This is a genomic window from Kribbella sp. NPDC056951 (assembly GCF_042674205.1).
GTDB lineage: Bacteria > Actinomycetota > Actinomycetes > Propionibacteriales > Kribbellaceae > Kribbella > Kribbella yunnanensis.
In genome coordinates, this window is sequence record NZ_JBHUQZ010000002.1 from 851576 (window position 1) to 865933 (window position 14358).

The 14358-nt window shown below is 67.6% G+C and carries 6 protein-coding genes; 3 read left to right on the forward strand and 3 right to left on the reverse strand.

Annotated features, from left to right (window positions below; translation table 11 throughout):
• Positions 1-35 precede the first annotated feature (35 nt).
• Positions 36-905 (forward strand): carboxylating nicotinate-nucleotide diphosphorylase, encoded by an 870-nt coding sequence (gene nadC, locus ACFTSF_RS11485; RefSeq protein ID WP_380153746.1) that lies wholly within the window; start codon positions 36-38, stop codon positions 903-905.
• Positions 906-922: 17 nt separating this feature from the next.
• On the opposite strand, the gene ACFTSF_RS11490 is transcribed toward nadC, so the two are convergent.
• The gene (locus tag ACFTSF_RS11490; RefSeq protein WP_380153747.1) at positions 923-4903 is read right to left on the reverse strand and encodes an RICIN domain-containing protein; all 3981 of its coding nucleotides are present in this window, start codon (positions 4901-4903) and stop codon (positions 923-925) included.
• Positions 4904-5109: 206 nt separating this feature from the next.
• Here ACFTSF_RS11490 and ACFTSF_RS11495 point away from each other — a divergent pair, with 206 nt between their 5' ends.
• Complete coding sequence (locus tag ACFTSF_RS11495; protein ID WP_380153748.1) at positions 5110-11346, forward strand: RHS repeat domain-containing protein; 6237 nt, start codon at positions 5110-5112, stop codon at positions 11344-11346.
• 47 nt (positions 11347-11393) lie between these two features.
• Here ACFTSF_RS11495 and ACFTSF_RS11500 read toward each other — a convergent pair whose 3' ends face one another.
• Positions 11394-12320, reverse strand: coding sequence for an ArsR/SmtB family transcription factor (locus tag ACFTSF_RS11500; protein WP_380153749.1), 927 nt, complete (start codon positions 12318-12320; stop codon positions 11394-11396).
• A 121-nt stretch (positions 12321-12441) separates the two neighbouring features.
• On the opposite strand from ACFTSF_RS11500, the gene ACFTSF_RS11505 reads away from it, so the two are divergent.
• A complete protein-coding gene (locus ACFTSF_RS11505; RefSeq protein ID WP_380153750.1) occupies positions 12442-13401 on the forward strand; it encodes an ArsR/SmtB family transcription factor in 960 nt (319 codons plus the stop codon).
• Here the strand turns inward: ACFTSF_RS11505 and ACFTSF_RS11510 are convergent.
• On the reverse strand, positions 13398-14324 hold the full coding sequence (locus tag ACFTSF_RS11510; protein WP_380153751.1) for an SMP-30/gluconolactonase/LRE family protein: 927 nt from the start codon (positions 14322-14324) through the stop codon (positions 13398-13400). The genes ACFTSF_RS11505 and ACFTSF_RS11510 overlap by 4 nt on opposite strands.
• Positions 14325-14358: the final 34 nt, after the last annotated feature.

Genomic DNA, 14358 nt, shown 5'->3' on the forward strand with positions numbered 1-14358 from the left:
CCCCCACGCCCACCACCGATGAAGGGATGCTCCTCATGCAACCAGCGACAGCAACGATCCTGACCGCGGTCCGGGCCGCACTGGCCGAGGATCACGCGGCGGACGACGTGACCACGCGGTGGAGCGTCCCGGCGGCGCTGCACGTCGAGGCGACGATGATCGCCAAACAGCCGGGACGCGTCTGCGGGCTGTCCGTCGTACAGAGTGTGTACGACGAGATCGACGCCACCGTTGTTGTCCGGCCGGCCGTTGCCGACGGCGACGCAGTCGTTCCCGGACAGACGCTGGCGTCGATCAGTGGCCCGGCACGCTCGATCATCACCGGCGAGCGGGTCGCGCTGAACTTCGCGCAGCGGATGTCGGGTATCGCCACCCTGACGTCGGCCTTCGTGGCCGCGATCGGCGGGCGCGACGTGCGGCTCCTCGACACCCGGAAGACCGCACCCGGCCTCCGGGCGCTGGACAAGTACGCCGTGACCTGCGGCGGCGGGACCAACCACCGACTCGACCTCGCCACCATGGTTCTCCTCAAGGAGAATCATCTCGCCGCGGCCGGCGGAATCCGGTCGGCCGTGCGCCGAGTCCGCGATGGCATGGCCAGGGAGGGCCAGGAGCTGGCCATCGAGGTCGAGGTCACCACTCTGGCCGAAGCCCGCGATGCGCTCGACTGCCAGGTCGAGTGGATCCTGCTGGACAACATGTCCACCGAGGACGTTGCCCTGGCTGTGAAGGAGCGCGACGCATCAGGGTCCGCCTGCCGGCTCGAAGCCTCCGGCACCATCACCCTGAACACGATCGCCGACATCGCCGCCACCGGCATCGACGCCCTCTCGGTCGGCGCCCTCACCCACTCCCCCGCCGCACTCGACATCAGCCTGCTGGTCACCCCGGTACGCCGCGAGTGACCGCGGCGCACCAGGGCTCAGGTCTTGGTGAGTTGCCAGCGTTGGCAGGGGCCGTTCCAGTAGTGCCAGACGATGACTCGATCGGTGGTGGAGCGGACGCATTCGGGGACGTCCATCATGTGTCCCGTGTCGGCCTGCTGGAGGGTGTAACTGCCATCTGCGGCCGGTTCTATCCGCCAGCGTTGGCAGTCGGCGGCGTCGATGTCGAAGGGAACGAGTTTGCCGCCGGCTAGCCGGGAGCAGCCTTCGACCTGGACGGCCTTGTTCGTGGACGGGTCGATGATCTGGTAGACGTCGTCACCGAGCGGCTTGAGCTGCCAGCGCTGGCAGGGACTGCCCGGCACCCACACCCACATCCGGATGCCCTTCGCCGCGTCACAGTCGGCGATGTCGAGCACGTAGTCCATCGACGGCGAGTCGATCGTGCGCATCGTCCGGATCTTGTACCGGCCGTCCAGTTGAGGAGCGTTCAGTGCTGCCCGGAGTACCCACTGCTGTTCGGCTCCGGTGGCGCAGGGCCGCTGGATGAGCTTGGCTCCGTTGGCGGTGCCCGCGGCCGCGATCGCCGCGCACTTGCCGCTGTGCCCGAAGCGGAGCCGGAAGACCGCGTCGTAGCTGCTGCCCTCGACATAGTCCAGCAGGACCTGCTGATTGCCGGTGCCGACACACTTCCACTGAACGATGGGTGTGTCGTCCGCTGTGCTCTGGTTTCCCACGTCGAGACAGCGCGGCTTCACGTCGATCGCGGCTCCGTTCACGTGCGCCGGCTGTACCTCGTACTGCTCGGTGCCGGCCACCGGAACGATCCGGAAGCGCTGGTACAGCTTGTTCGTGCAGTCACCTTGCTGGAACGGCGCGGGATCGGTCTGGCTTCCGCCGGCCACCTCCATACATTTCGCGCTGTGCCGAGCGACCAGCTCGTAAGTCCGGGCCTCCAGGTCGAATCGCGGCCCCGTGCTGGCCCCGACATTGGTCTCCTTCCAACTGGGGACCGGCGCGCTGAACGCCGTACCGGTCGAGCGCAGCTGGAAGACCTCACGTCCGCCACCGGTGAGTGAGGTGACCAGCGCAGCGTCCTCCTTGCCGTCCTTGTCGTAGTCCCCGACCTTGAGCAGCGTCGTGACCGGGTCCCAGCCGGTCCCGGTCCACCAGTCCTGCAACTGGAAGGCAGAACCGGTCGAGCGGAACACCCGCAACGCGGTGCCGGCGCCGTTGTCGTAGATCGACACCACGTCATCCTTGCCGTCGGCATCGATATCCCCGACCACCGGATGACCCTTGTCGAAGCAGTAGTCGCCGTCGTAGCCCGTTGTCGGCGCGGCGAACCCGGTCCGGGTCGATCGGTAGCTCTCGATCACGGTCCGGCAGGTGGCGGTCTTCTTCAGTACGACGAGATCGTCGGCCTTGTCCGCGTCGATATCGGCCACGACGACGTCGCTCAGCGCCCAGTCCCCCGAGCCGGCGGCAGTCTGCAACCACTGTGCCGGTGCGCCGAGATTGCTCCCGGGGAACACGAGCACCCGCCAGTTCTGATTGCCCGTGTTCAGCTGGACGACGATGTCGGAGATCTCGTCGCCGTCGACGTCGCCGGCGACCACCCGGGCAGACACGATCGTCCAGCCGGCTGTCTCACTCGTCCAGATCGGCGTCGACGGCGCGTCGTACCTGTCACCGTCGGACCGCAGTAGGTACAGCCCGACCCGGCGACCCGGCTCATCGCGGAAGAACGCCAGGTCCGCCCGGCCGTCGTTGGTGAAGTCGCCTTGCACAGGCCTGGTGCGCGACAGCGCGAAACCGCCGCTGTTCTCGCTGTCCCAGGCCATCGTGCCGGTCGTGAAGGTGCCGTTGCGGCTGGTCAGGTTCCAGACGCCGGTCCGTCCGGAGCCGTGGTCGAGGACCAGATTGACGTCGGCGGTGCCGTCGCCGTTGACATCGCCGCGGACCTTGAAGGTGCTGGGGTTCGACTGAGCCAGTAGCAGCCACGGCTGAGTCGGCACGCTCCGATTGCCGGCCCGGTCGACCGCACTGACCCAGAGCCGGCGCGTGCCCGACGGAACCGTGACAGGCAAGCTGGCCGTTCCGTCTGGACGGGCCTTGATCCGCAGCGTCATCTTCTCGCGGGTGAAGCCGTACGCGAACTCGGCCACATCCGTGTCGACGGCCGCCGCGGTGAGCTGGATGATTCCGACCTCACGAGCAGGCCGGCCAGGAGCGCCGTTGGGAAAGTCCGTCGACGAGATGGCCGGTGTCGACGGCGGCCGGGCATCGATCCGGAAGTAGCACGGTGCGCTGGCGGGTCCGTACTCGAGGTTGTCGTTCGGCACCTTGTCGTCGCTGCGGGCGGTGAAGTAGTAGGTGCCCCCGTCGACCAGCTCGCCGGCCGGCACGGCCGACCAGCTGAAGGCGGCACCGTTACCGGTCAACGGTGAGTCCTGGAGGTACTCCGAGCCGCCGTCGGAGGCGCGGAAGATCTCCAGCCGGTTCGTCAGGTTGTCGCCGTCCGGGTCGCTCGCGACCGCCGAGAACTGCGGGTTGACCGTGTTGATCACCGCCGGGGCGACGGCCGTGCCGCACGGCTTCGGCGAGGTGAAGTTCACCCGGATCGGAACCCGAGGCGCGTTGTTGTACGTGACCACGATGGCCGCCGTGCCCCCGAAGAACTTCTTCCACTGCATCGGGTCCGTCTCGTTCGGCGCCTTCAGGCCCAAGGTGATGGTCTGCTCACCACGGTCGGCGATCTCCTGAACGAGGTTGTGCAGGTCGGTCGACAGGAACCCCATCGCGAGGTCCGGTTCATGCCCTGTCCAGGCGCTCCCCGAGGCCACCGCCAGCTTCTTCAGCCAGTGGTTGCTGGTGTTCCTCCAGGTGACCGCCTCCGCGCGACTGATCGGAAGCGTCTGCCAGAGCTCGACGGGAGTATCCGTACCGCTCGGGCTGTGGTCCAGCGTGATGCTGAACTTCGCGTCGATCACCCGCGCCCCGGCGATCCCCGCCGTACTCAGCTGGAACAGCGAGCGGTAGGTGTCGGTGTCGGCGCCGTAGGCTTCGCCGACCTTGGCGCCTTCGGCCCGGTCGAAGTTCCAGTACGACTGATCGAGATGGTCCTCGTCGACGTGCGTCCACATGTCGCCGACGAAGCCGGCCCAGGACGGATCGATGGACAGCGGGAACTTCGTGTCCGCGCCGGTCAGCAACCGCTGATCCGGGACCACCGTCAGCACTCCGGAGCCGAGCTCGACCGGCAGCCGCGCGTGCCGTCGGGTGGTCTCGGCACCCGCCTCCCACATCGTCGCCTGACCGGAAGCGAAGACCACCCGGCCTTTGCCGTCGGTGGCAACGGTGGTGCCGTCGGGCTTGGTGGACACCGTCAACCCGTCACCCTGCACGGGGAATCGCAGCTTCCGCAGGGCGGGGTTGAGGGCGGCGGTCCGGTTCTTGACCACCAGAACCTGCGCGAACCCGGCGGGCTCCGACCGCAACTGCAGGTCGACGCCGGGAAAGACGTCCTGGTACGTCGCCGTGTCGCCGTGCAGGACCGGTTTCGGCAGCGGGGCGGGCCAGCTCATTCGCAACCGGGCCCCGCTCTTGCCGATCGAGACCAGGCCCGAGCCAGGGCCACCGCCCGACAGGACCAAACCGGTCCCGGCCGCGGCCGGACGGACCGAACCGCCGGCGCCGAAGCGAAGGGTGTGATCGACCGGAGTCCAGCCCTTCGCGGTGCGCACGCGGACCGGGCGTGCATTCTCAATCAGGGTGTGATTTCCGTCGGGATTGACGAAGACCTGCCGGGTCTCAGTCGTGGACCCGGTCAATTCGACGCTTTTTCCGGTGTGTTTCGCCTGGGCCGCCGGCCCATCGGCTGGATCAGCCCGGACGACCGCGGCCGGTCCGGCGTGGCCCGTGGCGGTAGTCGGCGTGCGCGCCACGGCCAGGCTCGGTGGCAGCAGGGCAAGGATGGCGGAGATCGCCAGCAGGTGGGCAGTTCTGGCCTGTCGCATAGCAGTCTCCGTCACCGCCGGGTGGATGGGATCGCAGACATGCTGGCAGTTCCGCGACGGACCGAGAAGCATTTTGGTCTGCGCTAAATTTCTCGCGAAATACTCGCGATCGACGAGTTACTCGTTTCGACGTCGGCTAAAAGTATTGCGGAAATGACCATTGAACCGATTCAGTGGAGACCATTTCCGTCCCAGGAGGTATTTCCATGCCCCAACGTCGACGACATCTGCCCAGAGCCACGCTGGCGTGCGTCGTGGTGATCAGCCTGCTCGTGAGTACGCCGGGCATGTCCGCCGCGGTCGACCGGCCCACCAAGCAGGATCCGAAGGCAGGCTGGCAGGCCCGTAAGGACCGGCCGCTGCCCGTCCAGGGAGTCGCGGCCAAACGGGGAACAGCGGATCGCGACGCGGAGAGAACGGTGACCAGCATCCCGGCGCCAGTCTGGCCGAAGGCCGGCACGGCCGAGGTGAGCATGCCGCCTGCTCAGCCTGTCAGCGAGCAGAACACCTGGGGCGCCGTACTCAGCGGACAAGCTCAGCAGGCCGGTCCTGGCCCGGCCGCCCGGGCCGGCGTGCTGCCGGTCCGGATCGGCCGGCCCGGGTCGCAAGGCGGCCTCAGGAACCCGGCGGTGACCGCACCCGGCGTCGTACCGGCGAAGGTGGCGGTCGAGTTGACCGGCCGAGTGGGCGACGAGGTGCGGTTGAGATTGCGGCGCGCCGATGGCCTCCGAACGCCCGGCGTTGTTTCCTTGCGGCTGGACTACAGCAGCTTCAAGCAGGCTTTCGGTGGGGATTGGAGTACTCGTCTGCGGCTGGCGTCGGTGCCTGCCTGTGCGGCGACGACGCCGGGCAAGCCCAGCTGCGCGGCAGTCCCGCTGCCGACTCGGAACGACGGCTCCGCCGAGGTGTCGGCCGACGTTCCGGTGGGAGCGGAGTTCACCACGTTCGCCTTGCAGGCCGCGCCGTCCGGTCCGTCCGGCGACAGCACCACCACCTCCCTGAGTCCGACGGCGACCTGGCAGGTCGGCGGGTCGTCCGGTGACTTCTCCTGGGCGTATCCGATGCAGGTTCCGCCGAGTCTCATCGGCCCCAAGGCGGAGGTCTCGCTGGCGTACTCCTCAGGCAGTGTCGACGGCCGCACGACCGCGGGCAACAGTCAGTCGTCCTGGGCCGGCGCGGGCTTCGACCTCGCACCCGGTGGTTCGATCGAGCGCCGGTACGCCTCCTGCGGGGTGAAGTCGGAACAGACCGGCAACAACGGCACCACCGCGGTCGGCGACTACTGCTGGGCGACCGACAACGCGACCTTCAGCCTGAACGGCGCCGGCGGCGAGCTGGTCCTCGACGACCAGACCGGCGTGTGGAAGTCGCGGTCCGACGACGGCGTCACCGTGGAACGGCTTACCGGCGCCGACAACGGCGACCTCGGCCCGGACAGCGGTGCGGGCGCGAAGGGAGAGTACTGGCTACTGACGGACAAGGCCGGCACCAAGTTCTACTTCGGTAAGAACAAGTTGCCTGGCGCAACCACTGCCGCACAGGACACGAACTCGGTCTGGACCCTGCCCGTCTTCGGCAACCACGCGAGCGAGCCGTGTCACCAGACGGCCTTTGCCGCCTCCCACTGCCAGCAGGCGTATCGATGGAACCTCGACTACGTGGTCGATGCGTTCGGCAACACCATGAGCCTGTTCTACGACGTCGAGAAGAACAACTACGCCCGAGCCGGTACGGCGACCTCGGTCAGCCAGTACACCCGGGCCGGGAACATCCGGCGGATCGAGTACGGTCAGCGCGACGGCCAGGTCTTCGACAACGCCGCCAAGGTGGCGGCTGTGGAGTTCACCACCGCCGAGCGCTGCCTGAAGCCGTCGGGCTGTGTCGCCTCGGACTACCCCGACACCCCGCTCGATCTCGAGTGCACCAGCACCACGAACTGCGACAACAAGTTCTATCCGTCGTTCTGGACCAAGAAGCGGCTGGCCAAGGTGACCACGCAGGTCTGGCGCGGCACCGCCTTCGCGCCGGTCAGCACCTGGTCGTTCCGGCACGTCTACCTGGACCCTCAGGACGAAGGCCGATCGCCGATGCTCTGGCTGGACGGCGTCACCAACGTCGGTCTGGTGGCCGGACAGACCACCTTGCCCGAGACGACCTTCAGCGCGGTGATGATGCCGAACCGGTTGCTGGATTCCGGCTCTGCCGGGCAACCGAAGCTGAACTGGCCCCGCATGCAGACCATCACCTACGGCACCGGTGGGCAGATCGCGGTCGGCTACCTGCCACCCGACTGCAGTCTGCCGGGCAATGTTCCGGCGCCGGACCAGAACACCAAGCGCTGCCAACCGATCAAGTGGACGCCGCAGAACCAGGCGGAGCGTGAGGACTGGTTCCACAAGTACGTGGTGAACCAGGTGACCGAGAGCGACCTGGTCGGCGGTACGACCGGAACGGTCACGACACTGGAATACCTGACCCCACCGGCCTGGCGCTACGACGACGAGGACGGCCTGGTCGAGATCGGCAAGAAGACCTGGTCGCAGTGGCGCGGGTACGAGAAGGTCAAGGTCATCACCGGCAACGGCGTCGACGGTCCGCAGCAGGTGAAGGTCAACACCTACTACCGCGGCATGGACGGCGACAAGCTGCAAGCCGGCGGAACGAAGGACGTCCAGGTCACCGACTCCACCGGCGTGAAAACCGATGACGTCAACGCCCTGTCCGGCAAGCTGCGGGAGCAGGCGACGTACGAAGGCACCACCCTGGTGGAGCGATCGATCACCGACCACTGGGTGTCGCCCGCCCGCGCGACGCGGGTGAAACCGTGGGGAACGACCACGGCCAACCAGGTCGACGAGCAGGCCGTCGCTCAGGACGAAGCGGTCGGCGCCGGCTGGCGCAAGAGCGCCTCCGCCAACACCTTCGATCCGGTCAGCGGCCGGTTGGTGGCCAAGACCGATCGCCGGGACCTGGCGAACCCGAACGACGACGTCTGCGTCCGGTACGAGTGGTTCAGCAACCTCGCCCGAGGGATCAAGGAACTGCCGGCCCGCGAGCAGACAGTGAACGTGAGCTGTGACAAGCCGTGGACGAAGGACAACGTCCTCGCCGACGAGAAGACCGGCTACGACGCGAACACCGGGGCGAAGGTCGCGACGCAGCGGCTCGCCGGTTTCGACACCGCCGGCAAGGAGATCTACCAGACGACGAGCACGTCGACGTACGACGTCTTCGGCCGGGTCAGGTCCAGCACCGATGCCAAGAGCAACCTGACGAATGTCGAGTACACCCCGACGGCCGGCGGGCCACTGACCAAGACGAAGACCACGCAGCCGAACGGGCAGACCTCGACCACCGAGCTGGAACCGGCGTGGGGTGAAGAGACCGTCGTGATCGACCCGGCCGGTCGCCGGTCGGCCACCAAACGGGACGCGCTCGGGCGGGTCACCGAGACCTGGCTGGCCGGGAACACCACCAGCGTGCCGAACCAGAAGAACGAGTACCACGACGGCCAGGGCAAGGCCGGGATGGTGACCAGCACCTCGCTGCGCTCGGACGGCAGGGTCGAGGTCAAGCGTGAGTTCAGCGACGGCCTGATGCGTCGCCGGCAGACCCAGGAGGAATCCGCCGACGGGTTCGGCCGAGTGGTCACGGACTACATCTACGACTCGCAGGGCCGGGAGGTGAAGCAGAACGGCCCGTACTACAACGACGCCCCGCTCGGCCTGGAGATCGTCAAGCCGGTGGACGAGAAATCGCTGCCGGCCCAGAAGCTGACCACGTACGACGCCCTCGGCCGCGCGAAGACCGAGACGTTCCAGTCGGTCGGGCAGCAGCTGTGGAATCGCAAGCACGACAACGCGACCGGGGTCGAGACGATCGAGCCACCGGCCGGTGAGCAGGCGACCACCCGGGTCACCGATATCCAGGGCCGTCTCATCGAGCTGCGCAGCTATCACGGCAGCACGGCGACCGGCGTCCCCGACAAGACGTCGTACACCTATCACCCGGCGGGTCAGCTGGCCTCGGTGACGGACCCGGCCGGCAACATCTGGAGATATACGTACGACGTCCGCGGCCGCAAGGTCAGCGACCAGACACCCGACCAGGGCCTCACCACTTACACCTACAACGAGCTCGACCAGCTCCAGACGTCGAAGGACGCCCGCGGTGTAACGCAGACGTACACCTACGACGCGGTGGGACGGCCCAAGACCACCACCGTCGACGGCACGCTACTGAACGAATGGACGTACGACACGATCAAGGTGGGCTCGCTGACCAGCGCGACCCGCTACGTGAACGGGCAGCCCTACCGGCTGCAGTACACCGGGTACGACGAGGCAGGGCGGCCCACCGGCCAGCAAATCGTCCTTCCGGCCACCGAAGGCAACCTCGCCGGGACCTACAGCACGACCAGGACCTACACCGAGGACGGCCAACCCAAGACCTTCACCGTGCCGGCTGTCGGTGGTCTGCCGACCGAGACGCTCACCTACGAGTACGACAAGCGCAGTAGGCCGATCACGTTGACCGGCGCGGACCGCTACGTCACGGAGACCGACTACACGCCGTACGGCGAGACCAGCCGGATCAAGATGGAGCGCGGCGCCAACTGGGCCGAGCAGCTGTTCGACTTCGAGGAGGGAACGCACCAGCTGAAGGGTGCGGGCATGGTCACCCCGAACGGGCTCGAGTCGAATGTGCAGTACTCCTACGACGCCGCCGGCAACATCACCGAGGTGACCGACACCCCGACCACCCAAGCGGTAGCGGACAGACAGTGCTTCGACTACGACTACTACCGGCGGCTGACGCAGGCCTGGACCCCGGCCGGTGGCAACTGTGACGCAGCACCCAGCCAGGCCACACTGGGTGGTCCGGCGCCGTACTGGCACAGCTGGACCTTCGACGTGACCGGCAACCGGAAGACCGAGAAGCGGACGACACCCGCGGGCGAAACCGTCAGCACCTACGAATACCCGGCGGCCGGCCAGGCGCGGCCCCATGCCGTTCAGAAGGTGACCACTACTGGCCCGGGCGTGAACAAGGTCGACCAGTACACCTACGACGCGGCCGGCAACCTGAAGACCCGGACCCAGGACGGCACGGCCGACAGCCTCACCTGGACCGGAGACGGCAAGCTGGACACCGTCGCCGGAACGGGCAGGACAACCAAGAACATCTACGACGCCAACGGCACCCAACTGCTCCGCAAGGACGCCAGTGGCACGACCCTGTCGCTCGGTGACACGGAGCTTCTCCTGAAGCCCGACGGATCGCTGGTGGGTACCCGGTACTACTCCTTGGGCGGCCAGAAGGTGGCGATCCGCACCGGCGCGACCAAGCTCACCTGGGTCAGCAGCGACCACCACGGGACGATGAACGTCTCGGTCGACGCGGACAGTCTGGCGGTCCAGCGACGCCGGATGACGCCGTACGGCGAACTCCGCGGGGCGACGCCTACCTGGCCGGGCCAGCGCGGCTTCGTCGGTGGTCTGCAGGACGTGTCGACCGGATTGGTCCAGCTGGGCGCTCGCGCCTACGACCCGAAGCTCGGCAGATTCATCTCGGTGGACCCGGTCACCGATGTCGAGGATCCGCAGCAGCTGAACGCCTATGCCTACGGCAACAACAGCCCGGTGAGCTTCAGTGACCCGGATGGCCGGCGGTATGTGACCGAGACGGTGACGATGATGCGCACCGTGATCAAGACGGTCTACAAGCGCATCGTCGAGCAGAAGCAGATCCTCGAACGCAAGCGGGTGTTCGTCCGGGTGCTCTCGGCCGCGCAGAGCGTCCTGAAAGCGGTCGGTCTGCACGCGCTGGCGCAGATCCTGGGGTACTGGATCACGGTCGAGATCAAGCGGATGATCAAGATCCACCGAACCATCAAGGAACTGGTCAAGGTCCAGGAACGGGTGACCAGGAAGCTCAAACGCTGGGTCGGTGACGCCGAGTCGAAACAGCTCGACGCGCTCCTGAAGAAGTCGACCGACATCCTGGCCGACGCGGCCCGGCAAGTGGCCCAGACCGTCGCCCGCTGGTACGCGAGCCAGCGCGGAGTCAACAACCAAGGAAAGAACGGCAGCGACGTACTCGCGCTCGGCGGCGGCAAACTGCTGAGCATGGGAGGCCCGGACGGCGACGAGGAACTGAGCGACGAGGATCCGGAGCAGCCGGGCTGGTTCGAATGGCTGAAGGCCTTCGGTACGGCCGGTGGCGCCGCAGGTGGCGCGGCCGCCTGTGCTCCAGCGGCGCCGGTCACCGGCGGGGCCGCACCATGGGTGTGTGGAGCAGCCGGTGGCAAGGGCGCCAGCGACCTCTTCGACTGGATCTGGGACATGTCCACGACAACTCCGGCGGAGGCGAAGCGCGCGAAGGACTTCAGCGAGAAGACGCAGCAGCAAAACGAATGGTGCCACACCTACAACGGCTGCTGACACCAGCATGATCCGGACGGGTGGGCCGCGTCGTGCGGTCCACCCGTTCAGTCCTCGCGATCGGCGCCGTGACCCGCGAGCAGCCAGATGCCGAGCTGGGTCACTTCGTGGCGGACTGTCGCGCCCACCCGGCGCGTGGTGATGAGGCCGGCTTCGCGCAGGATGTGCGCTTGCTGGCTCGCCGCCCCGGCGGAGACCTTGCAGAGCCTGGCCAGCTCGTTCGTGGAGCAACCGTTCACCGCGGCTTCCAGGGCGGCCGCCCGGGTGGAGCCGAGCAGGGCGCCGAGAGCATCCCCGTGGTCGTTCGGCTCCGCCGATGCCTGCCGCAGCATCCCCGGAGCATGATTGATCGGGTACACCAGGATCGGCTTCAGCCCCGGGTCGGCGAGCTTGATCGGCACCCGCCAGCAGAACGCCGACGGCTGCAACTCGATGCCGCTCCCGTCGAGGTAGAAATCGCGGTCGTCCATGTCGAGGACCTGCAGTACGGGGTCGGCCCAGCGAACCCGGGGGTGCAGAGTCGACAGCAACCGCTCCACCCCGTGCCGGGCCAATGCCTCACCGCGATGGGCATGGTCGGCTGACACGTGAGTGCCGATCGACTTCCAGTACGGCGCGATCGCGGTGTCGTGGTAGGTCCGGATGGCTCGGCCGAGCTTGCGCATCGAGTGGCGGTCGCCTTGCGCGAGCTCGCGGCTCCACGATGACGAGAGCGCGCGCTCGAAGTCAGGGGCCGCTTCGGCAGGCGTGAGGAAGTTCGGGGAGTAGCCCTTGGGCGGTGTCAGTTCCAGCAGCAGCCGCAGCTGGTCCGGCGCCACCCGGGCCCGGACATGTCGACGCCAGTCCCCGAAGACGAGTCGGCCTTCCTGTTGCTGCAGCATCTGCAGGCTGAGCAGGACCTCCCACAGCGGGGCGGGCTTTGCGGATACCGTGGTTCGCGTCAGGTCACGCGGCGTGAAATGAATGCGTAGCACGGCGCCCTCCCGGACACTGACATTTGATCGCCGGAACACTTTGCGCCCACCGGCTTTCAAATCGCTTTCAGCTGGTGGGTGGAGGGTGGTGTGGACGTGGTCGAGCCGTGAGAATCAGGCCGTGATCCGGATCCACTTCACCGCGGCGGACGTTGGGCGGGTGACCTTCCTCCCCGAACCCGAGCCGCTTCGGCAGGCGGCGCTGGCCGCTCGTGCGCTCGGTGCTGGTCAGACATCCGCCACGGCTCGGCGGTGGCGGCGGGTGGCCGCGAGCCGGGTTCGGCCGGCGATGGGGCCGCTGTTCAAGCTGATCTCGCCGACCGGGCAGTTTCCGGGCTTCCTCACACCGCAGGTGGACAGGGCCGGGCTGGAATCAGCGATCGAGTGTCTGCTGGAGACCCCGGCAGACTTGATGCGCGCCGAGCTCGCACCGCACCTGCCGGCTGAGATTCATCCTTTTCTGCGGGCGCTGCTGCGTGGCCAGGCTGATGCGCGTCGAGCGCTGGGCGGCGCCGTCCGTGAGTTCCACCGGCTCGTGGTCGGACCGTCCGCGATCGACCTGGGGCGCGCTCACGCGGCCGACCTGGCCATTCGCTCGCGGACGGTCCTCACCGGCGGTAGCGAAGAGCTGCTTGCGACTCTGCATCCGAAGGTCGCCTGGCAGGACGGCCTCCTCAGCTTCTCGATGCCATTCGAGTACGACGTGAAGCTGGCCGGCCGAGGCCTGAGGCTCTGTCCGTCACCTTTCGTCTCGGAGTGCCTGATCTTCGACGAGCCCGCAGTGGTTCCACTGCTCGTCTACCCAGCTGTCGCCCTGCCCGCGGTGGATTCGGACGAGCGGGATTCGGCCGATGCCCTGGCCGAACTCCTTGGACGCACCCGCGCTGCTGTCCTGCGAACCCTCGCCGCCCCCGCCGGCACCGGCCAGTTGGCCCGCCGGCTCAACATCTCCATCGCCTCTGCGTCCGAGCATGCCCGCGTTCTGCGCACCGCCGGTCTGCTGACCACCGACCGATCACGGGGCACTGCCCACCACTCGCTCACCCCCATCGCTGTTCAGCTGCTCGGCATGGACTGCTAGTTCAGACCCGGTACGACGGAAACGGTGTACGGCGGAGTCCCTGGGGCATGGTCGAGTTGGCTGTTCACCCAGAGCAGGCGGCCGCGATCCCGCGCGATCGTGGTCGGGGTCGTTCCGGCGGCGCCCGGTGCCGAATCGGCGAGGATCGTGGCCTTGGACCACGTGCGATCGAGCCGGGCCAGCCTGGTGACATAGCGGCCGTTGCCTGCGTTGTGGACGACGTACAAGTGATGTCCCTCGAGCAGGTAACCGTCGCCCGAGAGAACCCCGTCGGCCTCGACCGGCCGCACCACGCGCGAGGCGATGTCCACGCGATAGGTGAGGTCCTGACCTTGTTCGCCGACGAGCAAGGTGCGGCCGTCGGGAGTGCTGACGATGCCGTTGAGGAAGTACGGCTTCGGAGAGATCTGGTCACGCGTGATCCACGGTTCGAGCTCGCCCAGCCCGTGCCGGGTGAGCGGCGCTCGCCAGATCTGGTTGTGCGCCGAATCGGTGACGTAGACGGCGTCCTTGGTGAAGGCGAAGTCGTTCAGGAACGAGCCTGCGGCTGCCGATCGTGACGCGAGCAGCCGGCCGCGGGCGTCGTACTGGAAGAGCCGCCCGGTGCTCGCGCCGGCGACGAGGATCCGGCCCCAGCGATCCACGTGTATGCCGGTCGCCTGGGTGCGGCCGTCGGACCCAGGCGGCAGAAACAGCTGGAGCCGGGCGCTCCGCGCCGAACCGCGATAGACGGCGCCGGTCCCGACACTCGTGACGTAGATGGTGCCGTCGCGCGTGACCTCGATCCCCTCGGGCGTATCACCTGGCGTCTCCGACACGACGTACGTCGATGGGCGATGCGGCTCGTGCCAGGGGCGCGCGGCCGCCGCCGTCGAGGTGGTCGACGTGATCGCCAGGACTGCAAGAACGATGAGTTTTCTCATCCGCCCAGCCTCGATTCCCGCTCGGCGCCCGGCG

Excerpts from the sequence above, each read along its gene's own strand:
- nadC (WP_380153746.1), top strand. The coding sequence starts at position 36 with ATGCAACCAGCGACAGCAACGATCCTGACCGCGGTCCGGGCCGCACTG.
- ACFTSF_RS11490 (WP_380153747.1), bottom strand. The coding sequence starts at position 4,903 with ATGCGACAGGCCAGAACTGCCCACCTGCTGGCGATCTCCGCCATCCTT.
- ACFTSF_RS11495 (WP_380153748.1), top strand. The coding sequence starts at position 5,110 with ATGCCCCAACGTCGACGACATCTGCCCAGAGCCACGCTGGCGTGCGTC.
- ACFTSF_RS11510 (WP_380153751.1), bottom strand. The coding sequence starts at position 14,324 with ATGAGAAAACTCATCGTTCTTGCAGTCCTGGCGATCACGTCGACCACC.